The organism is Tardiphaga sp. 866_E4_N1_4 (assembly GCF_052076075.1).
In the GTDB taxonomy this organism is placed as follows: Bacteria; Pseudomonadota; Alphaproteobacteria; order Rhizobiales; family Xanthobacteraceae; genus Tardiphaga; species Tardiphaga robiniae.
The window spans coordinates 3,411,480-3,434,751 of record NZ_CP197242.1; the positions used below are offsets into that span (position 1 = coordinate 3,411,480).

Here is a 23,272-nt window from a genome sequence, read left to right on the forward strand (position 1 = left end):
TCGTGAAAGCGAAACCGAAGAAAACGAAATCATCGCCCGCGCGCTCAAAGCTGGAGGAGCTGCGCACCGGTTCGAACGCGCCGCTGGAAGTCGGTGGCTCGCTGGAATCCAAGATCGGCAATGAAGTGCGGCAGCTCCGCAAGGAGCTGGAGCTGACGGTGGCCGAGCTCAGCACATCGGCGGGCATCTCGACCGGCATGTTGTCGAAGATCGAGACCGGCAGCATCTCCGCATCGCTGGGGACGTTGAATGCACTATCGAAAGCGCTCAACGTGCCGATCTCCAGATTCTTTCGCGAGACCGAGGAAGAGCGCGATTGCTCTTTCGTGAAAGCCGGTACGGGTGTCAAGATCGAGCGACGCGGCACCAAGTCCGGCCATCACTATCAACTGCTCGGCCAGTCGATCCACGGCGAGCTCGGCGTCGAGCCCTATCTGATCACGCTGAACGAGGACGCCGAGGCCTATAGTAACTTTCGTCACGCCGGCGTCGAGATGATCTACATGCTGACCGGCAAGGTGCGTTATCGCCACGCCGATCAGACCTATCTGATGGAGCCCGGCGACACGCTGTTCTTCGACGCAGCCGCGCGGCACGGCCCGGAAGAACTGGTGAAGGCACCGATGACGTATCTGTCTGTGATTATTTATCCGCGGCGGAGCTAGGCCTCACTTCGCCTTGCTCTTCCCCGACATCCGGTCCTGCGACGGTGGCACATCGAAGGCACGCCGATACATCCGTGCGAAATGGCTGGCGCTGGCGAAGCCGCATTCGGCCGAGACCTCGACCACCGGCATACTGGTCTGCTGCAGCAGCGCGCGCGCCTTGGCGAGACGCAGCGTCAGGTAATGCTGCTCGATGGTTACGCCGAGATGCGCGGTGAACAGCCGCTCGAGCTGGCGCACGGATACGCCGGCCGTTTTTGCCAGCTCGTCGCGCGGCGCAGGGCTGGCCAGACGCCGTTCCATCACGGTGATCGCCGAGAGCACGGCGCGATTGCTGGTGCCGAGGCGCTCGCGCAATGAAATGCGCTGGCTGTCGTCGCCGAGACGCACGGCGGTTTGCAGAAACCAGTCACTGACTTTCGCTGCCAGTGCCTGGCCGTGATCGCGGCGGATGATGGCATGCATCATGTCGAGCGCGGCGACACCACCGGCGCAGGTGAGCCGGTTGCCATCGATCTCGAACAGCGTACGCGTCGGCTCGATCTCGGGAAAGGCCTCGATGAACGCATCGAGATGCTCCCAATGGATCGTGCAGCGAACGCCATCGAGTATGCCGGCCTTGGCCAGAATGAACGGCCCACCGGAGACGCCGCCGATGGCGCAGCCCGAGCGCGCGAGGCGACGTAGCCACGCCAGCGTCTTGGCATCATCGAAACCAGCGGGATTGCCGCCGGCACAAACCAGCACCGTGTCGTAACGCACGCTGTCGGCAATGGTGTGATCGGACGCCACCGACAATCCGTTCGACGCCAGAATCGCGTCGGCGCCGGTCGAGATCTGCAGCCACTGATACAGTTTCTTGCCGGCCAGCACATTGCCGGCGCGCAGCGGTTCGATCGCCGAGGCGAAGGACATCAGCGCGAAGCCGTCGATCAGGAGAAAGCCGACGCGGTGGGGCTGGGCCATAGATTTGAAGACTCAGTTTCCGCGCCCGTTCAGATCATAGCTGCAGCGTTACGCCCACTCGCCCTTGCGGAACACCGGCACGCGGCGGCCATCGCTGTGAACACCGTCGATATCGATCTCACCGGAGCCGATCATCCAGTCGATATGGATAAAGCTCTTGTTGCCGCCCTGCGCCGCGATCTGCTCGGGCGTGAGATCGCCGCCATTGACGAAGCACTTCGAATAGCACTGGCCGAGCGCGATATGGCATGCGGCATTCTCGTCGAACAGCGTGTTGTAGAACAAGAGGCCACTCGCCGAGATCGGCGACGAATGCGGCACCAGCGCCACTTCACCGAGCCGACGCGAGCCTTCGTCGGTGTCGAGCACCTTGTTGAGCACTTCCTCGCCGCGCGAGGCCTTTGCCTCGACGATCTTGCCGTCCTCGAAGCGCACCGCGATGTCGTCGATCAGCGTACCTTGGTAAGATAACGGCTTGGTTGATCGGACATGACCGTTGACACGCGCGGCATGCGGCGTCGTGAAGACTTCCTCGGTTGGGATATTGGCGTTGCAGACGATGCCGTTCTTGGCGGTCGACGCGCCGCCTTCCCATTCATGGCCGTCGGCAAGACCCACCACGAGATCGGTGCCCGGCCCGGTGAAATGCAGCGCATGGAAGCGCTGGCCGTTCAGCCATTCGGTGCGGCTACGCAACGCAGCATTGTGCTTCGCCCAGGCGGCGATGGGATCGGCATTGTCGACGCGCGACGCCGCGAAGATCGCATCCGCAAGCTTTTGCACGGCAACGTCGTCTTCGTCGCCGGGAAACACCTGCTTGGCCCATGAGAGCGTCGGATAGGCGATGATATTCCAGTTGATGTCGAAGCCAGCGATCTTCTGCAGCGCCGGCTGATAGGCGATGGAATTCGCCTTGCTGGCGCGCGACACCTTGGCGGGATCTTCGTTAGACAGCAGCATCGGATTGTCGCCGACGATGGCAAGGCGCGCGGTGTTGTTGCCGAGCGCCTTGGCCATGCCTTCATAGAGCCAGCCGGCGGCGCGATCGAACGACACATCCTGGCCGTAGCGATAGCGCGCCAGCGTCATCTCTTCATCGGAGAAGAACGGAGTTACCAGGCCTGCGCCGGCTTTGTAGGCATGTTCAGCGATCTTGCGCACCAGCGGCAGCGCCGCGGCGGGGCCGGTCAGCAGCAGATCCTGCCCCGGCGCAAGTTGCAGCCCAACTTTCACGGCGACTTCGGCCAGACGGTCGAGCTTCACGGGATCGATGGGGGTGGACAAATTGCGCTGGTGAACGGTCATGCAGAGGCCCTGACTGATGTGGAAATGGCTGGACCGAATGTAGGCGCAGATGCGCCTTGCCGCCAGCCGGTCCGCCGCAGGGCTTACCGGACGCCTACGACAGCCCGGACTGCGGGACGAGGGCCTGGTAATGGGCCAGCGCGTAAAGCCTGATCGCCGAGGACAGGTTGTTCTGCTGTCGGTTCTTGTCGATCTCGCCGACGAGCTGCGACATCGTGATCCGGCGCATGCCGGCGATCTCCTTCAGCGCCGTCCAGAACGCCTCTTCGAGGCTGACGCTTGTCTTGTGTCCGGCGACGACGATCGATCGCTTTACGACGGGTGATTTCACCGCGCCTTCTCCATTTCCACCCAGTGATCGGTTTCTTTTCAGCCAGCTTATACGGATTGAAACCTGCGGCAACAGATCAGATCATCCAACCTTAGACGAGTATTCACACACAACCTCTCGATCACGACACAACCTCTACGGAACTATCGATACGTTGCCTTCGTGGCGCGCATTGGGCAGAAGCAGCATAGCGCACGCCTCTGGATCAAACTTCCCGATCGTCTCGATGAATTCCGCCACGCCTGAACTCCCCGATGCCCAGCACGCCGCTGATCAGATCGATCGCTGGATGAAGGAGCACGCCGTCTTCGCGCTGCTGATGGAGCATTCCGACAATGCATGTTCTGCGCTGCGGCAGTTTGCAACGATCAACCGCAACCATGGCCAGCATAACGTCGCTATCGACGCGCTTCTTGCTGCACTTGCACTGATGCCGACGGACGTCACCGCCTGGCGTGAGCTCGCGACGGACTATCAATTGAGCGGTCGCGACGAACTGGCGGAAGCAAGTGCGTTGCGCGCGCTCGCCATCGATCCGGACCACGCGACGACATGGCTGCAATATGCGAGCCTCGCCTACCGGCTGCAGCGTATCGATGATGCTGAAGCGGCCTATCTGCGCGCTCTGTCGGGCGATGCCTCGCTTGGCGACGCTCATCTCGGCCTGGGCGTGCTGTATCTCGGCTCCCGCCGTCCCGAGCAGGCGATCATGCATCTGCAATACGCACTATCCTGGGGCGGCATCGACGCGGTCACGCATCTTTGCCTCGGACAAGCCTTCTACATGGCCGGCCGGTTTGGCGAGAGCGCCGATGCCTTGGCAACCGCAAACGGCTTTGTGCCGCTGGAAGGCGTGACACTGCGTCTCTACGCCCGCGCGCGTACCTTTGCTTCGATGCTGGACGGCGACATTCAGGGCGCCATCGACCGCTACCCGACACTTGCGGCACAGGAGACCGAGCCATTGGATGAGGTCTTGCGCACCGCATTCGCGTTATTCAGCGCCTATGGCATGCATGAAGCCGCTGCCACGGTCGGACATCTGCGACTGGAAGGCCGGCCGGACGATCCCGTGCAGCGCTACTTGCTGGATGCCGTCGGTGGACAGACACATGATCGCGCACCAGCGGCCTACGTCGAATCGCATTTCGACGAATTCGCCGAGGGCTTCGACAGCAAGCTTGTGGACATTCTTGGCTACAAGGTGCCGCAGCAACTCGCCGATATGGTTGCGTCCTGCCGACCGACACTCGCGACCATTCTGGATCTCGGCTGCGGAACGGGGTTGGCTGCAGAGCCACTCGGGCGGTTCGGCGCGCGGCTGACCGGCATCGACCTGTCGGAGAAGATGCTCGCCATCGCAACACGGCGGAACGCCTATCGCGACCTTATCAAAGCCGATGTCGTGAGCTATCTCGCGGACGGTCCGCGCAGCTTCGATCTCGTCTTCGCTGCCGATCTTCTGATCTATCTCGGCCGGCTGGAAGAACTCATCGGCCTGATTGCGCGCGTGCTCCCTGCGGGCGGCCTCTTCGCAGCAAGCATCGAGGGCGCGGGTCACGGCGACTTCACGTTGCTCTCGTCAGGCAGGTTCGCCCATAGCGAGACATATTTCGAAACCTGCGCCGCGAAGGACTTCGAAATCGCATGCAAGGAGAATTCCGAGCTGCGCCTCGAAGCAGGGCGCCCTGCCCTCGGCACGCTTTACGTACTGCGCCGCCGTGCCCGGCCGAGCACAGAGAACGGCCAGCTCACCACCGCAACAAACCACCGATAAATTGACGAGATCTTCGCCAAGCGCGCGTCGGCCGTCGAACCCGCTGTCTGCACAGATCGGGAGCCATTATCGCACCTGAAGCGCACCGCACAAGATTTAATCACCTGCCTAGGAAATCAGTAATGCCGCTCGTTTTAATGGCACGACTGATCGGCGACAGCCGAGCTCATTTAGAAATAGTCGAAAAATCAGAATGTTAGACGACAGGTACGTTGGCACGCCATTTGCTTATAATATCTACGTCAATGATGACCGCCGTCCGCCGGATGCTGAAACCGCTGCTGGTTTCAAGCGCAGGGACACAGCTCGCTTCCTGATTGTCAGGTGCGAAGCGGTCATCGTGACTCCATCCCTACCGGGCTTGGTGAGCGAGTTCCTGTTTCCGATCGGCAGCGGTCCAAACAGGTTTGCACATGCTCGATCAACCGAACGCAAAGAAGCAGAAGCTCGTCATCCTCGGCAACGGCATGGCCGCCGGCCGCGTCATGGACGAGCTGTTCGCACGCGCACCAGACCGCTACGACGTTGTGGTGTTCGGCGCGGAGCCGCGTGTTAATTATGACCGCATCATGCTGTCGCCGGTGCTCTCTGGCGAGAAGGCATATGACGACATTCTGATTCACACCGATGAGTGGTATGCGACCAACAAGGTTGATCTCAGGCGCGGCGAACTCGTCGTCGCGATCGATCGCGTTGCGAAAACCGTCACCACACAGTCCGGCGCGGTCGAAGCTTATGACAGGCTGATTATCGCAACCGGCTCGAAGCCGATTCTCATTCCAGTACCCGGCGCAGAGCTGCCCGGCGTCGTCACCTATCGCGATCTCGACGACGTCAACTTGATGCTCGATGCAGCCGGCAAGGGCGGCCACGCTGTCGTCATCGGCGGCGGCTTGCTCGGCCTCGAGGCCGCAGCCGGCCTGGCCATGCGCGGCATGACAACAACCGTTGTCCATCTAATGCCAACACTGATGGAGCGCCAACTCGATCCCAACGCCGCCTATCTGTTGCAAAAGGCGATCGAGGCGCGCGGCATCGAGGTGCTGACCGGAGCCAACACAGCAGCCATCCTCGGTGACACATGTGTCGAGTCAGTCCGGCTCGACGATGGTCGGACCCTACCGGCCGATCTCGTCGTGATGGCGGTCGGCATCCGCCCGAACACCGCACTCGCCAAGCTAGCCGACCTCAACGTCAAGCGCGGCATCGTCGTGGACGATCATCTGCGGACCAGCGACGACAACATCTATGCGGTCGGCGAATGCGTCGAGCATCGCGGCCAGTGCTACGGCCTTGTCGCGCCCCTGTATGACATGGCGAAGACCCTCGCGGCGACCCTCGCCGGCGAAACCGTGGACGGCTATATCGGCTCGACCACCTCGAGCAAGCTGAAAGTCACCGGCGTAGATCTGTTCTCGGCCGGCGATTTCGCCGAAGGCGACGTCAAGGATGAGATCGTGCTACGCGATCCTGCCCGCGGCATCTACAAGCGTGTCGTCTTGCGCGACGACCGCATCATCGGCGCGGTGCTCTATGGCGATACGGCCGACGGCTCGTGGTATTTCGACCTGCTCAAAAAGAACGTCGATATCGGCGCCATGCGCAACGCGCTGATCCTCGGCCAGGCCTATCAGGGCGGCGTTGCACTCGATCCGGTCGCTGCTGTCGCAGCGCTGTCCGACGATGCCGAAATCTGCGGCTGCAACGGCGTCTGCAAGGGCGCGATCACCCAGGCGATCACCGCCCACGGCCTCACCACCCTCGACGACGTGCGCGCCCGCACCAAGGCATCGGCTTCCTGCGGCCAATGCACGGCGAAGGTGGAATCGCTGCTCGCGGCCACGCTCGGCGACAATTACTCCGCCGCCGGCCGCAAGCCGATGTGCAAATGCACCGACCTCACCCATAGCGAAGTCCGTGGCTTCATTCTCTCGAAGGAGTTGAAGTCCGTTCCCGCCGTGATGCAGGAACTGGCGTGGAAAACCTCTTGCGGCTGTCCGTCCTGCCGCCCCGCGCTGAATTATTACCTGCTCTGCGCGTGGCCGGGCGAGTATGCCGACGATGCGCAGTCGCGCTACATCAACGAGCGCGTCCACGCCAACATCCAGAAGGACGGCACCTTCTCCGTTGTGCCGCGCATGTGGGGCGGCCTGACCACCCCTGACGAATTGCGCGCCATCGCCGACGTCGCCGACCGCTTCAAGATTCCGACGGTGAAAGTCACCGGCGGCCAGCGCATCGATCTGCTGGGCGTACGCAAGGAAGACCTGCCCGCCGTGTGGGCGCAGCTCAACAGTGCGGGCCTCGTCTCCGGCGCAGCCTATGCCAAGGGCCTACGTACGGTGAAGACCTGCGTCGGCTCCGAATGGTGTCGCTTCGGCACACAGGACTCGACCGGTCTCGGCGTCAAACTCGAGCGCTTCATGTGCGGCTCATGGGCGCCTGCGAAGGTAAAGCTCGGCGTCTCCGGCTGCCCGCGGAACTGCGCGGAATCCACGGTGAAGGACATCGGCGTGATCTGCGTCGAATCCGGCTACGACATCCACATCGCCGGTGCGGCGGGGCTACATGTCCGCCAGACCGATCTGCTTGGCCATGTCGATACGGAGGACGAGGCGATCGAATACATCGCTGCCTTCATGCAGATGTACCGCGAGGAAGCGGGCTATCTCGAACGCGTCTGGAAGTGGGTCGAAAACGCCGGCCTCGACAAGGTACGTGCGGCGATCATGGATGATGCCGACAACCGTCGCGCGCTGCTGGCGCGCTTCGAGAAATCACAGCGCGCGGTCCGCAAGGATCCCTGGGCCGAACGCGCCGCCGGCCGCGAACAGCATGAATTTACGCCGCTTGCAACACTCAACTCGATTATAGCCGTCCCGGCAGAATGAACATGACAATGGTCCCATCCAACGACTTCTGGTTCGACGTCGGCCCACTGCGCGCGATCCCGCAACGCGGCGCGCGCACGGTGAAGACTCCGCGGCGCGAGATCGCGGTATTCCGCACCGCCAGCGACGAGGTGTTTGCGCTGGAAAATCGCTGCCCGCACAAGGGCGGTCCGCTTAGTGAAGGCATCGTGCACGGTCGCAAGGTCGCCTGCCCACTGCACAACTGGATCATCAACCTCGATGACGGCGAAGCCTCGGGCGCTGACAAAGGCTGCGCGCGCAGCTTCCCGGTCAAGCTCGAGAACGGCCGCATCTATCTCAACATGAGCGTCGCCGCCGCCCCATAGGTGCACGCCACATCAACCGACCCCGCTCCAAAGAAAGTTTTCAAGTAATGGCCTATCTCGTCCCTTCAGAATTCGTGACTAAGATGGTGGATGCCGGCGAATCCAAGATTTTCATGTCCACGCGCGACACCATCATCCGCGCCTTCATGGCCGGCGCTATCCTGGCACTCGCCGCGGTGTTCGCCGTTACCGTCACGGTGCAAACAGGTTATCCGATTATCGGCGCGATCCTCTTCCCAGTCGGCTTCTGCATGCTCTATCTGCTCGGCTTCGACCTGCTCACTGGCGTCTTCGTGCTGACGCCCCTGGCGTTGCTTGACAAGCGCCCCGGCGTCACCGTCGGCGGCGTGCTGCGCAATTGGGGGCTCGTCTTCGTCGGCAATTTCATGGGCGCGATCATCGTCGCCATCATGATGTCAATCGTATTTACCTTCGGCTTCTCGACGCCGCCGGACAAGGTGGGGCAGGTGATCGGCCATATCGGCGAAGGCCGCACGCTTGGCTATGCGCAGTATGGCGCAGCCGGCATGCTGACGCTGTTCATCCGCGGCATGCTCTGCAACTGGATGGTCTCAACCGGCGTGGTTGGCGCGATGATCTCAACGACCGTCAGCGGCAAAGTCATCGCGATGTGGATGCCGGTCATGGTCTTCTTCGCGATGACGTTCGAGCATTCGATCGTCAACATGTTCCTGTTCCCCGCCGGCCTGATGCTCGGCGGCAAGTTCACGATCATGGATTACATCATCTGGAACGAGATTCCGACCGTGCTCGGCAACCTCATCGGCGGCCTTACCTTTACCGGCCTGACGCTGTATGCAACGCACATCAAGACAGCTCCGAAGCGCGTTGCTAGTCTCGCCCGCTAGGCCGCCCCGCAATCCTCGCAACACGACGCCCCGGCTTCTCCAGCTGGGGCGTCATTTTATTAGTGTGACTCATGCCGCGTGAATTGACGATTTCGATCGGCCAGCATTCGGACAGGGGCCGCAAAGACACCAATCAGGATTTCCACGGCGCCCTGATTCCGACCGAGCCGCTGTTGAGCCTCAAAGGCATTGCCGTCGTCATCGCCGACGGCATCAGCAGCAGCGCGGTCAGCGGCGAAGCCAGCGAATCTGCGGTCAAATCGTTTCTCACCGACTATTACTGCACATCCGAATCCTGGTCGGTGAAGACATCGGCGCAACGCGTCATCGCTGCGACCAATTCGTGGCTGCAATCCCAGACCCAGCGCGGCCGCTACCATTACGACAAGGATCGCGGCTATGTCTGCACCCTGAGTGCAATGGTGATACGCGCACGCGCAGCGCACCTCTTTCATGTCGGCGATTCCCGCATTTATCGCGTATCGGACCGCGCACTCGAGCAACTTACCACCGACCATCGCGTCGTAATCTCATCCGAGCAGAGCTACCTCGCCCGCGCGCTTGGCGTGAACCCGCAAATCGAGATCGACTATCAGGTGCTGCAGATCGACGACGGCGATGTCTTCATCCTCGCCACCGACGGCGTCTATGATTTCGTCAGCGCGCGCTTCATCACTTCGGCGATCGCCGATCACGCCGACGATCTCGACGCTGCCGCGAGGCTGATCGTCGACGAGGCCTATGCACAGAACAGCCCGGACAACCTCACCGTACAGATCGTGCGGATAGATGCGGTGCCGGACGGCGAGGCCAGCGACATTCTGATGCCGCAATTGCCGCTGCCACCACTGCTCGAAGCTCGCGCGGTGTTCGACGGCTACAGGATCATACGCGAACTGCATGGCAGCAGCCGTAGCCACATCTATCTCGCGATCGATCTGGAGAGCGGCGAACAGGTTGTCATCAAGATTCCGTCGATCGATCTGCGCGACGACCCGGTCTATCTCAAGCGGTTCATGATCGAGGAATGGGTGGCGCGGCGGATCGACAGCGCGCATGTGCTGAAGCCGTGCCGACAGTCGCGCAAGCGCAACTACCTCTACATCGTCGCCGAATTCATCGAAGGCCAGACGCTGAAGCAGTGGATGCTCGACAATCCGAAGCCGGATTTGGAAACCGTGCGCGGCATCATCGAGCAGATAGCACGCGGCTTGCAGGCGTTCCATCGGATGGAGATGATCCATCAGGACATTCGGCCAGACAATATCATGATCGACAAGACGGGCACGGTGAAGATCATCGATTTCGGCTCCACCCGTGTCAACGGCGTTGTCGAAGCTGATTCACCCGGCAAGCACAGCGACATTCTCGGCACGCCGCAATACACCGCACCCGAGTTGTTTTTCGGCAAGCGCGCCACATCGCAATCCGACCTCTATGCGCTTGGGACCCTCACCTATCAGATGCTGTCCGGGGCGCTGCCTTACGGAGCGGAGGTCGCGAAGGCGACGAATGCCGCGCAGCACCGCAAGTTGCGCTATCGATCGCTGCTCAACAATGCCGGCGATATTCCGGAATGGATCGACGGCGTGTTGCGCAAGGCCGTGCACCCCGACCCGGCGAAGCGCTACGACGAACTCTCCGAGTATGTTTACGACCTGCGTAATCCGAAGGCGGAGTTTCTCAATCCGTCGACCGTGCCGCTCCTGGAGCGAAATCCGAACATGATCTGGAAGGGCCTGTCGTTGCTGCTCGCCATAGCTGTCGTGGTATTGCTGGCGAGGCGCTAAAGGCATCGCCGTTGGGCCAGCACCTGTCAGACTCACATTCTTTCCCCGCAAAACATCTGGAACACCGTCGGTCGCAAGTGCATGCTGCTCGGCACTTCCGATCGCCAGTTGCAGGGGCGGGTACTCACCCGGCTCGAACATCTCAGCGTCGCGATGGACGAGAATGCAACTCGCCTGCGCGCAGCGATCGAGACCAGCCAGCGCCCCATCGACGCCGTGATGGCCGCGATCCGGGAGCAGATATCCTACAATGCGCCCTACGGCGCCAACGATCGCATCAGTGCGCAGTCGCCTCGCATGCGCGACCTGATCGTCGAGCTCCATGAGGACTGGCTCATGACGAGCACTTCGTCTGGATTTCGCGAAGTCTTGCATAAAAGGCGACACCGATTGAGAATGGATGGCTCATCCAGAGTTTCGGCTTGGCCAGCGGCGAGAACGTAGCGTACGTCTACCGATATGGCGGCATTTCCATCCAATCGTCGAAAGCAACGTCCGTGCCTTCTGTCAGCAAAGCAAAGAAATCAACCAGCAAACGGCCGGCACGGACCAATGGCAGCATAACAGACGCAACCTATTTGAAGCTGCATAACCTGATCGAGTCGCGACAGCTGCAGCCCGGCGAGGTGATCGAAGAGCGCCGGCTTGCACTGCGGCTGAAAGTCTCGCGGACACCGCTGCGGGCAGGCATCAGCCGGTTGCTGGGCGAAGGCCGGCTCGAGCAATTGTCCAACGGCACCGTGGTGGTCCGCACAATCGAGATGGCGGAATTGCTCGAATTGGTCCATCTTCGCATGGTACTGGAGAGCGAAGCGACGTTCATTGCGGCGACCCGCATCGCACTGGATATCCTTGCACCGATCAGGGCCTCGCTAGAGAAGATCATTGCTGCGTCGACAGTGTCCGGGACAGCTCACTGGACTCTCGACGATGAAATTCATGATCAGATCGCGCGGCATTGCGGCAATCGCTCGCTTGAGAAACTGATTGGAGAAATCCGGCAGAAGATCCGGATGTGCAATGTGGAGCGCCACCCTGGCCGGCTGCTGCCCGCCACCCGCGAGCATCTTGCGATTATCGATGCCATCATCGATCGTGATGCCGCCGCAGCCCGTCAGGCGATGATCCTGCATCTCACTAATGTGCGGCAAGGATTGCTCGAACGGTTCGGGATCTTCCTGCCCGAGCCTCACGGCTAGGCCACGATTAGGCAAATCCCTGCGGGTTGCATGTCCGAAAATTCTGCAGCTGCCCGCAATTTTGTCGGACTCCGTCCAAATTTAACGCAGCTTCCCGAACTTCGCAGCTTGACTGAAATCAGCATGGGCGGTTCACTGGTATACCATTGGAATATCGAGCCGCTTCGCAGCAGGCCGACTAACCAGATGTCCCGCCTGAATGACGCCGAACCACACTGCTTCCCATACCGTCGCGGCCGAATCGCTGTCCCCGGCCGCCTTTGCCGCCTTCGGCGATGTAGCCGAGCGACCGATCGACGCGCGCCGGCGCTATCTTCCGACATCGGACGGTCGCGCCGAGGACGCCGGCATCTTTTCCTTCTGGATCAGCAGCGCCGCCAGGCTTGGTAGTCTGCCCCTGCCAATCACGACGCTGGAGCGTCATCCGTTCTCCGCCCAGACCTTCGTACCGCTCGGCAGCAGCCAATACCTGGCGATCGTGTGCCATGCCGACCCGGATGGCCTGCCTGATGTGGCCACCCTGCGGTGCTTCATCGCCGGAGCACATCAAAGCATCACCTTCGCCCGCAATGTCTGGCATCATCCCATGACCGTTCTCGGCGCGGCCATGGAATTTGCCGTCGCCATGGGCATGACCGGCCGGCAGGACGACGACGTGTTCGTCGATATCGCAGGCGACGTTCGCGCCGTGATGCCGCAGAGCGCATAGGGATCGCAACGATGCCGCATGATGATCACCTCACCCGCGACTTCGTCGGCTACGGCCGCACCCCGCCGCATCCGCAATGGCCGGGCGCAGCGAGAATCGCACTCAACTTCTGCATCAACTACGAAGAAGGCTCCGAGCCGTCGTACGCCGATGGCGACGGCGTCACCGAAGCAGCCCTGACCGAAGGTGGCGGTGGCGGCTTCGAGGGCCGCGACCTCGCCGCCGAGTCGATGTTCGAATATGGCAGCCGCATAGGCTTCTGGCGCGTGCTGCGCCTTCTGTCCGAGCGCGGCATGATCGCCACCGTCATGGGCTGCGCGCTGGCGTTGGAACGCAACAACGAGGCCTGTGCCGCCATTCAGGAATATGGCTACGACGTCTGCGCCCATGGCTGGCGCTGGGAGCGACATCCGTTGCTGTCTGAGGCCGACGAACGCGAGCGCATTCGCAAGACCGTCGAGAGCCTTAAGCGCACCACCGGCGAGCGTCCGCTCGGCTGGTATTGCCGCTATGGGCCGAGCGTGAACACGCGGCGCCTCGTGGTCGAGGAAGGCGGTTTCCTCTACGACTCCGACGCCTATAACGACGAATTGCCGTATTGGACACGTGTGCTCGGCAAGCCGCATCTCGTGGTGCCTTACGGCCTTGCCAACAACGACGCAAAGTTCAGCCGCGGCGCGATGGCAACGGCGGATGATTTCTTCGTTTATCTGCGCGACGCCTTCGACATGCTCTACGCGGAAGGCGCCACCGCGCCGAAGATGATGTCGGTCGGACTGCACACCCGCCTGATCGGCCATCCCGGCCGCGCCGCCGGCCTGCAGCGCTTCCTCGATCACGTCGCCAGACACGACAACACCTGGATCTGCCGGCGCGGCGACATCGCCCGTCACTGGCAGGCCACCCATCCCCCCACGCCCTGATCTCCACCACATCCGCACCCGAAAGGACGTCCCCATGAGACTGAAACCCACGGATTGGCTGTTCGCGCTGATGCTGTCGACTGCGGCATTCGCCGGCGGCGCCAGCGCGCAGGAAGCCGATCATCCCTCCGACAAGCCGATGGTGGTCGCGTCTGACTTCGGCGTCGCGCCGTGGATGGTGCGCGGCCCCAACGGCCCCGAGGGTTTCGGTGCGGATCTGATCAACGAGATCGGCAAAGATCTCGGCCGCCCGAAGGTCGAGATCGTCGACATCAATTTCTCCGGCCTGTTCGCGGCGCTGTTCGCCAAGCGCGCCGAATTCCTCGTCAACCCGCTCAACCTCACTGCCGAACGCTCCGAGCGCATGCTCTATACCGAGCCGCTGTTCTCCACCGGCAACGGCTTCATCGTCCGCGCCGCCGACGAGATGAAGGGCTTCGAGGATCTCAAGGGCAAGGCCGTCGCCGTCAACCGCGGCACCATCTCGGATACCTGGGCCACCGCCAATGCCGAGAAATACGGCTTCGAAGTGCAGCGCTACGATGTATTCCCCGACACGGTACAGGCCGTGCTGACGCGCCGCGCCTTCACAGCGCTAAATGAGATCCCGACCACCGTCTATGCCGCCAGCCAGAACAAGGCGATCAAGGTCGGTTTCAAGGACTTCAACGGCCGCAACTTCGCTTATGCGTTTCGCCTGGAAGACACCGAGTATCGCAACAAGGTCGAGGCGGTCATCGAATGCATGAAGTTGGACGGCCGCCTGCGCAAGCTGCACGAGAAATGGTATGGCGCGGCGCCCGATGCCGGCTCAGCCATCGACACAGTGTATTTCGGCTACGGCCCTCCCGGCTTCAAGGGTTTCGAGCCGACCTCGCACGTTCCGAAGTGCAAGTAAGGCACTTGCTCTGACAAGATAGCTGCCAGAACTGGATCGGCACCGCTCTGATCCAGTTCTTGGAGCGGAGACCCGATGGATCGGATCGTCGAATATTACTTCAACGCCCAGGTCATCGCGACTGCCTTCCCGCAGGTGCTCGCGGGCTTTCGCACGACGGTCATCGTATCGCTTTTGATTATTGTCTGCGGCACGCTGTTCGGCCTGTCGCTGGCACTGCTGCGCTGCGCCAACCTGCGCCCCGTCAATTTCATCATCACTGCTTATGTCGACGTGCTGCGCACGCTGCCGCAGCTCGTCGTGATCGTCTTCATCTATTTTGGCCTGCCTTATCTGGGCCCGACGCTGTCCCCCTTCGCAACCACTGTGCTGGCGCTCGGCATGGTGCTGTCGGCCTTTTCCACCGAGATCTTCTGGTCGGCAATCATGGCGCTGCCGAGCGGACAATGGGACGCCGCCAGCGCACTCGGTTTCAGCCGGCTGCGGACACTGGTCACCATCATCCTGCCGCAGGCCATTCGCCTCGCGATCCCGCTTCTGACCAACCGCGCCATCTCCATCAGCAAGGGCACGGCGCTCGGCACCGCCGTGTCGCTCCCGGAAACGCTCGGACAGGCGCAGAGCGTGATGGCGCTGGTCGCCAATCCCTCGCCGCTGACGCTGGCCGCGGCGTTCTACCTCACCTTCTTCCTGCCGCTGGTGATCGCCAGCCGGTGGATAGAATATCGCTACAGCACGGGGCGTTGAGCGGATCGCATGCAGGATTTCCTGGACAATTTCGCCAACTGGGAGTCGCTGTTGCGGGTCTATCCGCTGCTGCTGCAGGGGCTGATCTATACTGTCTCGCTGGCGGCGGTGGCGCTGCCGCTCGGCATTCTCGCCGGCCTCGCCATCGCCGTGCTGTACAGCTTCAAGAACCGCTGGGTAAATATCGCGCTACTGATCTATATCGACCTGTTCAGGTCGTTTCCCGTGGTGGTGCTGCTGATCCTGATCTTCTACGGCATGCCGTTTCTGGGCCTGACGCTCGGCGGCTTCACGGCGGCCGTGCTGGCCATCGCGCTCAACAATTCCGGCTACTTCGGCGAGATTTTTCGCGCCGGCATCCTGTCCGTACCCCACGGCCAGACCGAGGCTGCCCGGGCGCTCGGTTTCAAGCCGCTGCATGTGGTGTTCTCCATCGTGCTGCCGCAGGCGATCCGCAACGTGCTGGCACCGCTCGCCAGCAATTCGCTGGAACTCGTCAAGGCGACACCAATTGCCGCCTTGGTCGCGCTGCCTGAACTGCTGCGCTCAGCCCGCGTCGCCCAGGAGCAAACCTACAACCCGACGCCGTTGATGGCCACCGCCGTGATCTTCTTCGTCATCCTGTATCCGTTCGCACGCTGGGTGGCGCGGCTGGAACGGCAAGCACTGAAAGCCCGCTGACATGGCCACACTGATCACCGGCGGCAGCGGTTTCATCGGGCTCGCGCTCGCCGAACGCCTGATCGCCGACGGCGAGACCGTTATCTTGTTCGACCTCTCAGCCCCCGGCCACAACATACTGATGCGCACCGAGCTTGCCGGCGCTACGCTGGTCACCGGCGATGTCACAAGCGCCGACGACGTCGACCGCGCGTTGAACACGGCCGGCATCGACCGCGTGATCCACACCGCCGCGATGACGCCGAATGCCCAGCGCGAGCATGACGCCGCGCGCCAGATCGTCGACGTCAATATCGGCGGCACCGTCAATCTGCTCGAACGCGTAACATTGCGGGCCGCCATCAAGCGCGTCACCGTGCTCAGTTCGGTCGCAGTGTACGGCTTCTCGCAACCGGCCGCGTCGGGCCTGTTCGAGGAGGATTTGTCGCCGCCGGCGCCAGCCGCGCTCTACGGCATCACAAAGCTTGCATCGGAACAGGCGGCGCTGCGGATCGCCGACCTCCACAAGCTCGATGTGCGCGTGATTCGGCTCGGGCCGGTCTTTGGCCCATGGGAATTGCAGACCGGTGTCCGCGATGCGCTGAGCCCGCATTATCAGGTGCTCCGTATGGCCTTCGACGGCCGTGAAGCGATTCTCCCGCGCAGCATGGCCGGCGACTGGATCTATTCCCGTGACGCTGCCCTCGGCGTCGCGAGGGTGAGCGCCTCCGACGCGCTGAAGCACCGCACCTATCACGTCAGCGGCGGTGTGTTGTCCGATCTGCCACGATGGTGCGAGATCATCGCGACGCACATGCCCAGCTTCCGCTGGCGGATGGCGGAGATCGAGGCGGAGGGCAACGTGATCTATGGCCTGCCGAAGGACCGTGCGCCGCTGAACATTGCGCGACTGGCCGCGGATGCCGGCTTCACGCCTCAATTTCGTCTGGAAGATGCGGCGCGCGACTATCTCGGCTGGTTGCCGCAGGCAGGAGAACCCGCATGAGCAAACGTCTGGCTGGAAAGTCGGTTCTAATCACCGGCGCCTCCTCGGGCATCGGCCGCGCCATCGCCTGCCGGTTTGCTACCGAGGGCGCGAAGCTCATGCTCGCGGATCTCACCATGGACGTGCGCGAGGGCGGCACTCCGACATTGGAGCTGCTGCGTGCAGACGGTTATGAGGTCGATTTCATCCAGATCGACGTCGCCTCGGAGGACGACACCGTCCGCGCCGTCCAACAGACCGTTGCGCGCTACGGCCGCCTCGACGTGCTCGTCAATGACGCTGCCATCGGCACCGGCAAGCGTCTGACCGACACCAGCCTCGCCGAATGGGACAGGACGCTGGCGGTCAATCTCACCGGCGTATTCCTGATGTCGCGCGCCGCCGTCAACCAGATGCTGACGCAGGATATCCGCAATGAGGCCCGCGGCCGCCTCGTCAACATCTCCTCGCAACACGGCATGATCGCCTGCCCGGAAGACATCGCCTATGGCACCTCCAAATCCGGGGTCGTCTACATGACACGGCAGATCGCGGCGGACTACGCGAAGGATCACATCATCTGCAACGCAGTCGCGCCCGGCAAGATCGTCACCGGCAAACCGGGCCGCGCCGCGGAACCGCGCTGGATGGACTACTCCACCAGCCGCACGCCGATGCCGCGGCTGGGCCGTCCCGACGACGTCGCCAATGCAGCGCTGTTTCTGGCCTCCGACGAGTCAACTTTCATGACGGGCGAAAACATCCTCGTCGATGGCGGCTGGATGGCGTCATGAACAACGTTTCGGAGAGCACCATGGTGCAAGCGCCTGCAGAGACGTCCGCGCCGATCATTCAAATGTCCGGCGTCACCAAATGGTATGGCGACGTCCAAGTGCTCAAGGGCATCGACTTCACGGTGGCGCGCGGCGAGCGCGTCGTGATCTGCGGGCCTTCGGGGTCCGGCAAGTCGACCATGATCCGTTGCATTAACCGGCTGGAAGAACATCGCGACGGCCGCATCGTGGTGAATGGCGTCGAGCTCGATCACTCGACGCGCAATGTCGACGTGGTTCGCCGCGATGTCGGCATGGTGTTCCAGCAGTTTAACCTGTTTCCGCATCTGACCGTGCTGCAGAACCTCACCATCGCGCCACGCAAGATCCGCGGCGCAACGAGGCAGGAGGCCGACGAGATCGCGCGCTATTTTCTTGAGCGCGTACGGATCTCCGAACAGGCTGATAAATACCCGAGCCAGCTCTCCGGCGGCCAGCAGCAGCGCGTCGCCATCGCGCGTGGGCTGTGCATGAAGCCGCAGATCATGCTATTCGACGAGCCTACCTCGGCGCTTGATCCGGAAATGATCCAGGAGGTGCTCGACGTTATGGTCGGCCTCGCTCGCGAAGGGATGACCATGGTCTGTGTCACCCACGAGATGGGCTTCGCGCGCACGGTCGCCGACCGCGTGGTGTTCATGGACGCCGGCCGGATCATCGAAGAAGGCGCGCCGGCCGGCTTTTTTTCGGATCCGAAACAGGATCGAACCCGTGCATTCCTCAAACAAATTATGCATCGATGACCGAAGCGTCGGCTTTGCGCCAGAATCCGTCACTAAAGCGCTGTAGCCAGCATAAGTATCCAGTTGATATCGCGCCAGCAATCACCGGCCGCTTCTCTCCTTGAGCAACATGCTAACCGCGCTGTCGAAAAGCATTTTTGGTGCGATTAGTCCTGCCGACATCGCCAGAAGAATAGTTGATGCGGTCACAACGTTATCCGTCATCATTGTGAAGATCGTGCCAGTCGCAGTATTGAATGCGAGCATACCTCTAGAGTAATCACCAACTGCTGTGTCGGCGCATTGTGGGGCGCGAAATCCCCTCCCGATCTGGTCTCGCGAAACGAGATGCTCGTTGCCACCACCGTGTCGCTCAGAGCGTCGCCGGCCCTCCCTTAGGAAGGTCGATTCTGCCTTCCTCGAAAATCACCGCAACACATTCTGCAAACTTCTCAGCTGGGGTTTGATAGAGCTATGTCTCTTTCACGGCGTTTCATTGAGCTGCCATGCTATTGCGCTGAGCCTGGTCTGGCTATGCAGGGACAGATCAGTGCCACGCGGAAGACATTGGCGCAGAAATCTGTTGATGTTTTCGTTTGAGCCGTGCTGCTAGGAAGACCGAGGGTCACAAAAAATAGACCTCGACCAATTCGCAGCATCTTCGGTCGGGTACCATTACCCACCAGGACCGCTCGAGAACACCCGGCTCGCGAGCACATCCGAAGCCTCCAGTGACATGATGTCTTCGGCGCTCAGCACGCGGTCGAGATCGGCGACAAGCCGATTGGCCTGACGCAACCGCATGCGATCGAGCGCGTTGCGGATCGAACGGGCGTTGGAGAACAGCGGCTGGGTCTTGCGCAGCGCGATGTAGCGGACGAACGCTGCGCGCGCATCGGCGCTGAATTTGTAGTTCATATCCCCGAGCATCAATTCGGAAATGGCGAGCAATTCGTCGTCGGCATAGTCGGGGAAATCGATGTGGTGGGCGATGCGCGAGCGGAAGCCGGGATTGCTGCCGAAGAACTTGTCCATGCGGTCGCCGTAGCCGGCGAGGATCACCACCAGATCCTCGCGCTGCGATTCCATCACCTGCAGCAGTATCTCGATCGCCTCCTGGCCGTAATCGCGTTCATTATCAGGCCGATGCAGGTAATAGGCCTCGTCAATGAATAACACGCCGCCCATCGCCTTCTTCAGGATCTCCTTCGTCTTCGGCGCGGTATGGCCGATATATTGCCCGACCAGTTCGTCGCGCGTCACCGACACCACCTGCCCTCGCCGCACGAAACCCAGTTTATGCAGGATGCTGGCGATGCGCAGCGCCACCGTCGTCTTGCCGGTGCCGGGATTGCCGGTGAACGACATGTGCAACGTCGGGTTGCCCGACGCTAGGTCCATGCGCTTGCGGATGCGCTCGATCAGCAGCAGCGAAGCAATCTCGCGAATCCGCGTTTTCACCGGCTTCAGCCCGATCAATTCACGATCGAGCTGATCGAGCACCTCGCCGATGCCGACCTCGTCGAACTCACGGCGCAGATCGACCTGCGTCGTGGGCGACACGTCGCCGACGCTATCAACCACCGTCAGCGTGTTCACGACCCACCGTAGCGTTGGCCTTCGGGTCGATCGACGGCATAGGATTTGGTCGTATAGCGGATGTTGCGGCCTTCCATTTCATGCCGCTCGAGCCGGAAGCCTGGCTCTTCCTTCGGACGGTTGACGATGAAGGAGAGCCGCACCGATTCCCAGCCATGGCTCGAGTCGAACGCCGACAGCCGGATGTAGCGATCGCCATACACCTTGCGGCATTCGGTCAATTCCATCAGCACGCCAGCGGCGTCGCGCAGATCGAACATCGGCAGGCCCCACATTTCCCAGAAATTGTTGCGGGGATGCGGATCGTCGGTGAATTCGATGTTCACGGCCCAGCCATTGGCGAGGCAATACTGCACCTGTTTTGAAATCTGTTCATCAGTGAGATCGGGCAGGAACGAGAAGCAGCCCTGGGTAATGCGCATGATCGTGCTCCTTATAGCGAGACGCTGGCGGTGGGGGCGTAGTCAGGCATGTCAGTGGATTCGTAGTTGAAGGTGACGTTCTTCCAAGTCTCCAGCGCCGCCTTCAGCGGCGTGCAGGTCATCGCCGCCTTGGCAAGAATCTCCTCGCCTTCATGCAGGTAGTCGCGGCCTTCGTTGCGAGCGAGGATCATCGCTTCCAACGCGACGCGGTTGGCGGTGGCGCCGGCCTGGATGCCCATCGGATGGCCGATGGTGCCGCCACCGAACTGCAGGATGACGTCTTCGCCAAGGTGATCGAGCAACTGATGCATCTGGCCGGCATGGATGCCGCCCGATGCGACCGGCATCATCTTGTTGAGGCTGGCCCAGTTCTGCTCGAAGAACACGCCGTGTTCGAGCCGCATCGGATTGTAGTCTTCGCGGCAGATGTCGTAATAGCCGTGCGTCGTCGCCGGATCGCCTTCAAGCTTGCCGACGACTGTCCCGGCATGGATATGATCGACGCCGGCGAGCCGCATCCATTTGGCAATGACGCGGAACGAGACGCCATGATTGCGCTGCCGCGTATAGGTCGAATGCCCCGCGCGGTGCAGATGCAGGATCATGTCGTTCTTGCGCGCCCATTTCGCCATCGACTGAATCGCAGTGTAGCCGATCACGAGGTCGATCATGATGATGACGGAACCGAGCTGCTTGGCGAATTCGGCGCGTTCGTACATGTCCTCCATGGTGCCGGCGGTGACGTTGAGATAGGTGCCCTTGATCTCACCGGACGCCGCCTGCGCCTTGTTGACCGCCTCCATGCAATAGAGAAAACGCTCGCGCCAATGCATGAAGGGCTGCGAGTTGATGTTCTCGTCGTCCTTGGTGAAGTCGAGCCCGCCCTTCAGCGCCTCATAGACGACGCGGCCGTAGTTACGACCGGACAGACCCAACTTCGGCTTCACAGTCGCGCCAAGCAGTGGGCGGCCGAACTTGTCCATACGCTCTCGCTCAACCACGATGCCGGTGGCCGGGCCCTGGAACGTCTTCACATAAGCGACTGGAAGCCGCATGTCTTCCAATCGCAGAGCCTTCAGCGGCTTGAAGCCGAACACATTGCCAATGATCGAGGCCGATAGGTTGGCGATCGAGCCGTTCTCGAACAGGTCGAGATCGTAGGCGATATAGGCAAAGTACTGGCCGGGTGAATTCGGCACCGGATCGACCCGAAAACACTTGGCGCGGTATTTTTCCGCAGCCGTGAGGCGGTCGGTCCACACCACGGTCCAGGTCGCAGTCGAGGATTCGCCGGCAACTGCGGCCGAAGCCTCGATCGGATCGACGCCATCCTGCGGCGTCACCCGGAACAATGCGATGATGTCAGTGTCCTTGGGTACATAGTCGGGCTCCCAATAGCCCATCTTCTTGTATTCCATGACGCCGGACTTGTAGCGATCCTTGCCGCGGATCGTGATCGAAGCATGTTCATTCATGGTGGCCTCCTCGTTTGGATCCGGCGTCACCGGATGGAATAAGGTCTGTTCACTCGGCAGCTTGCGCGATGTTGCCGATCTTCGGGTCGAGCGCGCCACTGCGATAACGCTTCGCCATTTCGGCCAGCGGAATCACCTTGATCTTCGCGGCGTGGCCCGCGGTGCCGAATTGTTCGAAGCGTTCGCGACAGAGGTCGCGCATCGCGTCCATCGCCGGTTTCAGAAATTTTCGCGGATCGAATTCGCTTCTGGTTTGCGCGGCAACCTTCCGGAAGGCGGAGGTCATTGCGAGGCGGCAGTCGGTGTCGATATTGACCTTGCGGACGCCGTGCTTGATGCCGCGCACGATTTCCTCGACCGGTACGCCCCAGGTCTGCGGCATCTCGCCGCCGAATTGATTGAAGATGTCCTGCAGCGGCTGCGGCACCGATGACGAGCCGTGCATCACCAGATGCGTATTCGGCAGCCGGCGGTGAATTTCTTCGACGACCGTCATGGCGAGAATATCGCCGTCCGGCTTGCGCGAGAACTTATAGGCGCCGTGCGAAGTCCCCATCGCGATCGCCAGCGCGTCAACCTTGGTGGCACGGACGAAATCGACCGCTTGATCCGGATCGGTGAGCAACTGGTCGTGGCTGACCTTGCCCTCGACACCGTGGCCGTCCTCCTGCTCGCCGCCGCCATGCTCCAATGAACCGAGTACGCCGAGTTCGCCTTCGACAGAGGCGCCGATCCAGTGCGCGATATCGACCACGCGACGCGTGATGTCGACATTGTAATCGTAGTCAGCAGCAGTCTTGGCGTCGGCCTTCAGCGAGCCGTCCATCATGACCGAGGTAAAGCCGTGCTGTAGCGCGGTGGCGCAGGTGGACTCTTCGTTGCCGTGGTCCTGATGCAGGCACAGCGGAATCTGCGGATGCATCTCTTCCAGCGCATCGATCATCCTCGCCAGCATGAAGTCGTTGGCGTAGGAGCGCGCGCCGCGCGAGGCCTGGATGATGACCGGCGCATCGACCTCGGCGGCGGCCTCCATGATCGCCAGACCCTGCTCCATGTTGTTGATGTTGAAGGCCGGCACGCCGTAGCCATGTTCGGCGGCGTGATCGAGCAGCTGCCTCAGTGTAATGCGTGCCATAGGTCCTCCATTTCGTTGTCTTGT

General features: G+C 61.6%; 23 protein-coding genes. 16 read left to right on the top strand and 7 right to left on the bottom strand.

Going from position 1 to position 23,272, the window contains the following annotated elements; translation table 11 throughout:
- Nucleotides 1–2 precede the first annotated feature (2 nt).
- The gene (locus AB8B20_RS16665) at nucleotides 3–665 is read left to right on the top strand and encodes a helix-turn-helix domain-containing protein (protein WP_184512090.1); all 663 of its coding nucleotides are present in this window, start codon (nucleotides 3–5) and stop codon (nucleotides 663–665) included.
- Between the two features lie 3 nt (nucleotides 666–668).
- On the opposite strand, the gene AB8B20_RS16670 is transcribed toward AB8B20_RS16665, so the two are convergent.
- The 3 genes from AB8B20_RS16670 to AB8B20_RS16680 all read right to left on the bottom strand — a co-directional run bounded on the left by AB8B20_RS16670 (nucleotide 669) and on the right by AB8B20_RS16680 (nucleotide 3,267).
- Entirely contained in the window at nucleotides 669–1,631 is a 963-nt protein-coding gene (locus tag AB8B20_RS16670; protein WP_439074586.1) for a GlxA family transcriptional regulator, read from the bottom strand.
- Nucleotides 1,632–1,679: 48 nt separating this feature from the next.
- Nucleotides 1,680–2,936: an aminopeptidase gene (locus AB8B20_RS16675; RefSeq protein WP_439074585.1), complete on the bottom strand. Its 1,257-nt coding sequence runs from the start codon at nucleotides 2,934–2,936 to the stop codon at nucleotides 1,680–1,682.
- Nucleotides 2,937–3,030: 94 nt separating this feature from the next.
- A complete protein-coding gene (locus AB8B20_RS16680) occupies nucleotides 3,031–3,267 on the bottom strand; it encodes a ribbon-helix-helix domain-containing protein (protein ID WP_089265762.1) in 237 nt (78 codons plus the stop codon).
- A 226-nt stretch (nucleotides 3,268–3,493) separates the two neighbouring features.
- Between AB8B20_RS16680 and AB8B20_RS16685 the strand changes: the two genes are divergently transcribed.
- From AB8B20_RS16685 to AB8B20_RS16755, 15 genes are all read left to right on the top strand, one after another.
- Nucleotides 3,494–5,044 carry a methyltransferase domain-containing protein gene (locus tag AB8B20_RS16685; protein WP_439074584.1) on the top strand — a complete coding sequence of 517 codons (1,551 nt, stop codon included), beginning with the start codon at nucleotides 3,494–3,496 and terminating at the stop codon, nucleotides 5,042–5,044.
- Nucleotides 5,045–5,457: 413 nt separating this feature from the next.
- Entirely contained in the window at nucleotides 5,458–7,935 is a 2,478-nt protein-coding gene (gene nirB / locus AB8B20_RS16690) for a nitrite reductase large subunit NirB (RefSeq protein ID WP_439074583.1), read from the top strand.
- Between the two features lie 2 nt (nucleotides 7,936–7,937).
- Nucleotides 7,938–8,282 carry a nitrite reductase small subunit NirD gene (gene nirD, locus AB8B20_RS16695; protein ID WP_374725601.1) on the top strand — a complete coding sequence of 115 codons (345 nt, stop codon included), beginning with the start codon at nucleotides 7,938–7,940 and terminating at the stop codon, nucleotides 8,280–8,282.
- 47 nt (nucleotides 8,283–8,329) lie between these two features.
- Nucleotides 8,330–9,151: a formate/nitrite transporter family protein gene (locus tag AB8B20_RS16700; protein ID WP_089265759.1), complete on the top strand. Its 822-nt coding sequence runs from the start codon at nucleotides 8,330–8,332 to the stop codon at nucleotides 9,149–9,151.
- A gap of 71 nt (nucleotides 9,152–9,222) precedes the next feature.
- Complete coding sequence (locus AB8B20_RS16705; protein WP_439074582.1) at nucleotides 9,223–10,941, top strand: protein kinase domain-containing protein; 1,719 nt, start codon at nucleotides 9,223–9,225, stop codon at nucleotides 10,939–10,941.
- 81 nt (nucleotides 10,942–11,022) lie between these two features.
- Nucleotides 11,023–11,385, top strand: a complete 363-nt coding sequence (locus tag AB8B20_RS16710) for a hypothetical protein (RefSeq protein WP_439074581.1) — start codon at nucleotides 11,023–11,025, stop codon at nucleotides 11,383–11,385.
- Between the two features lie 134 nt (nucleotides 11,386–11,519).
- A complete protein-coding gene (locus tag AB8B20_RS16715) occupies nucleotides 11,520–12,140 on the top strand; it encodes a GntR family transcriptional regulator (protein ID WP_158550522.1) in 621 nt (206 codons plus the stop codon).
- A gap of 199 nt (nucleotides 12,141–12,339) precedes the next feature.
- Entirely contained in the window at nucleotides 12,340–12,849 is a 510-nt protein-coding gene (locus tag AB8B20_RS16720; RefSeq protein WP_439074580.1) for an ureidoglycolate lyase, read from the top strand.
- Between the two features lie 11 nt (nucleotides 12,850–12,860).
- On the top strand, nucleotides 12,861–13,772 hold the full coding sequence (locus tag AB8B20_RS16725) for an allantoinase PuuE (protein WP_439074579.1): 912 nt from the start codon (nucleotides 12,861–12,863) through the stop codon (nucleotides 13,770–13,772).
- A 34-nt stretch (nucleotides 13,773–13,806) separates the two neighbouring features.
- Nucleotides 13,807–14,670 (top strand): substrate-binding periplasmic protein, encoded by an 864-nt coding sequence (locus AB8B20_RS16730; RefSeq protein WP_439074578.1) that lies wholly within the window; start codon nucleotides 13,807–13,809, stop codon nucleotides 14,668–14,670.
- 75 nt (nucleotides 14,671–14,745) lie between these two features.
- On the top strand, nucleotides 14,746–15,417 hold the full coding sequence (locus tag AB8B20_RS16735) for an amino acid ABC transporter permease (RefSeq protein ID WP_439074577.1): 672 nt from the start codon (nucleotides 14,746–14,748) through the stop codon (nucleotides 15,415–15,417).
- 9 nt (nucleotides 15,418–15,426) lie between these two features.
- Nucleotides 15,427–16,098, top strand: a complete 672-nt coding sequence (locus AB8B20_RS16740) for an amino acid ABC transporter permease (RefSeq protein ID WP_439074576.1) — start codon at nucleotides 15,427–15,429, stop codon at nucleotides 16,096–16,098.
- A gap of 1 nt (nucleotide 16,099) precedes the next feature.
- On the top strand, nucleotides 16,100–17,083 hold the full coding sequence (locus tag AB8B20_RS16745) for an NAD-dependent epimerase/dehydratase family protein (RefSeq protein ID WP_439074575.1): 984 nt from the start codon (nucleotides 16,100–16,102) through the stop codon (nucleotides 17,081–17,083).
- The gene (locus AB8B20_RS16750) at nucleotides 17,080–17,856 is read left to right on the top strand and encodes an SDR family NAD(P)-dependent oxidoreductase (protein ID WP_439074574.1); all 777 of its coding nucleotides are present in this window, start codon (nucleotides 17,080–17,082) and stop codon (nucleotides 17,854–17,856) included. The genes AB8B20_RS16745 and AB8B20_RS16750 overlap by 4 nt, the downstream gene beginning before the upstream one ends.
- On the top strand, nucleotides 17,853–18,638 hold the full coding sequence (locus AB8B20_RS16755; protein WP_439074573.1) for an amino acid ABC transporter ATP-binding protein: 786 nt from the start codon (nucleotides 17,853–17,855) through the stop codon (nucleotides 18,636–18,638). Before AB8B20_RS16750 ends, AB8B20_RS16755 begins: the two co-directional genes overlap by 4 nt.
- Nucleotides 18,639–19,292: 654 nt before the next feature.
- Here the strand turns inward: AB8B20_RS16755 and cbbX are convergent.
- From cbbX to fba, 4 genes are read right to left on the bottom strand one after another with little or no spacing between them, the layout of a single operon-like run.
- Nucleotides 19,293–20,207: a CbbX protein gene (gene cbbX / locus AB8B20_RS16760; RefSeq protein ID WP_439075033.1), complete on the bottom strand. Its 915-nt coding sequence runs from the start codon at nucleotides 20,205–20,207 to the stop codon at nucleotides 19,293–19,295.
- A 5-nt stretch (nucleotides 20,208–20,212) separates the two neighbouring features.
- Nucleotides 20,213–20,638 (bottom strand): ribulose bisphosphate carboxylase small subunit, encoded by a 426-nt coding sequence (locus AB8B20_RS16765; RefSeq protein ID WP_115033522.1) that lies wholly within the window; start codon nucleotides 20,636–20,638, stop codon nucleotides 20,213–20,215.
- A gap of 11 nt (nucleotides 20,639–20,649) precedes the next feature.
- Nucleotides 20,650–22,113, bottom strand: coding sequence for a form I ribulose bisphosphate carboxylase large subunit (locus tag AB8B20_RS16770; protein WP_439074572.1), 1,464 nt, complete (start codon nucleotides 22,111–22,113; stop codon nucleotides 20,650–20,652).
- A 49-nt stretch (nucleotides 22,114–22,162) separates the two neighbouring features.
- A complete protein-coding gene (gene fba / locus AB8B20_RS16775) occupies nucleotides 22,163–23,248 on the bottom strand; it encodes a class II fructose-bisphosphate aldolase (protein ID WP_089266050.1) in 1,086 nt (361 codons plus the stop codon).
- Between the last annotated feature and the right edge of the window lie 24 nt (nucleotides 23,249–23,272).

Coding starts and splice junctions, on each gene's coding strand:
- AB8B20_RS16670 (WP_439074586.1), bottom strand. CDS start 1,631: ATGGCCCAGCCCCACCGCGTCGGCTTTCTCCTGATCGACGGCTTCGCG.
- AB8B20_RS16675 (WP_439074585.1), bottom strand. CDS start 2,936: ATGACCGTTCACCAGCGCAATTTGTCCACCCCCATCGATCCCGTGAAG.
- AB8B20_RS16685 (WP_439074584.1), top strand. CDS start 3,494: ATGAATTCCGCCACGCCTGAACTCCCCGATGCCCAGCACGCCGCTGAT.
- nirB (WP_439074583.1), top strand. CDS start 5,458: ATGCTCGATCAACCGAACGCAAAGAAGCAGAAGCTCGTCATCCTCGGC.
- nirD (WP_374725601.1), top strand. CDS start 7,938: ATGACAATGGTCCCATCCAACGACTTCTGGTTCGACGTCGGCCCACTG.
- AB8B20_RS16700 (WP_089265759.1), top strand. CDS start 8,330: ATGGCCTATCTCGTCCCTTCAGAATTCGTGACTAAGATGGTGGATGCC.
- AB8B20_RS16705 (WP_439074582.1), top strand. CDS start 9,223: ATGCCGCGTGAATTGACGATTTCGATCGGCCAGCATTCGGACAGGGGC.
- AB8B20_RS16710 (WP_439074581.1), top strand. CDS start 11,023: ATGCTGCTCGGCACTTCCGATCGCCAGTTGCAGGGGCGGGTACTCACC.
- AB8B20_RS16720 (WP_439074580.1), top strand. CDS start 12,340: ATGACGCCGAACCACACTGCTTCCCATACCGTCGCGGCCGAATCGCTG.
- AB8B20_RS16725 (WP_439074579.1), top strand. CDS start 12,861: ATGCCGCATGATGATCACCTCACCCGCGACTTCGTCGGCTACGGCCGC.
- AB8B20_RS16730 (WP_439074578.1), top strand. CDS start 13,807: ATGAGACTGAAACCCACGGATTGGCTGTTCGCGCTGATGCTGTCGACT.
- AB8B20_RS16735 (WP_439074577.1), top strand. CDS start 14,746: ATGGATCGGATCGTCGAATATTACTTCAACGCCCAGGTCATCGCGACT.
- AB8B20_RS16740 (WP_439074576.1), top strand. CDS start 15,427: ATGCAGGATTTCCTGGACAATTTCGCCAACTGGGAGTCGCTGTTGCGG.
- AB8B20_RS16745 (WP_439074575.1), top strand. CDS start 16,100: ATGGCCACACTGATCACCGGCGGCAGCGGTTTCATCGGGCTCGCGCTC.
- AB8B20_RS16750 (WP_439074574.1), top strand. CDS start 17,080: ATGAGCAAACGTCTGGCTGGAAAGTCGGTTCTAATCACCGGCGCCTCC.
- AB8B20_RS16755 (WP_439074573.1), top strand. CDS start 17,853: ATGAACAACGTTTCGGAGAGCACCATGGTGCAAGCGCCTGCAGAGACG.
- AB8B20_RS16765 (WP_115033522.1), bottom strand. CDS start 20,638: ATGCGCATTACCCAGGGCTGCTTCTCGTTCCTGCCCGATCTCACTGAT.
- AB8B20_RS16770 (WP_439074572.1), bottom strand. CDS start 22,113: ATGAATGAACATGCTTCGATCACGATCCGCGGCAAGGATCGCTACAAG.
- fba (WP_089266050.1), bottom strand. CDS start 23,248: ATGGCACGCATTACACTGAGGCAGCTGCTCGATCACGCCGCCGAACAT.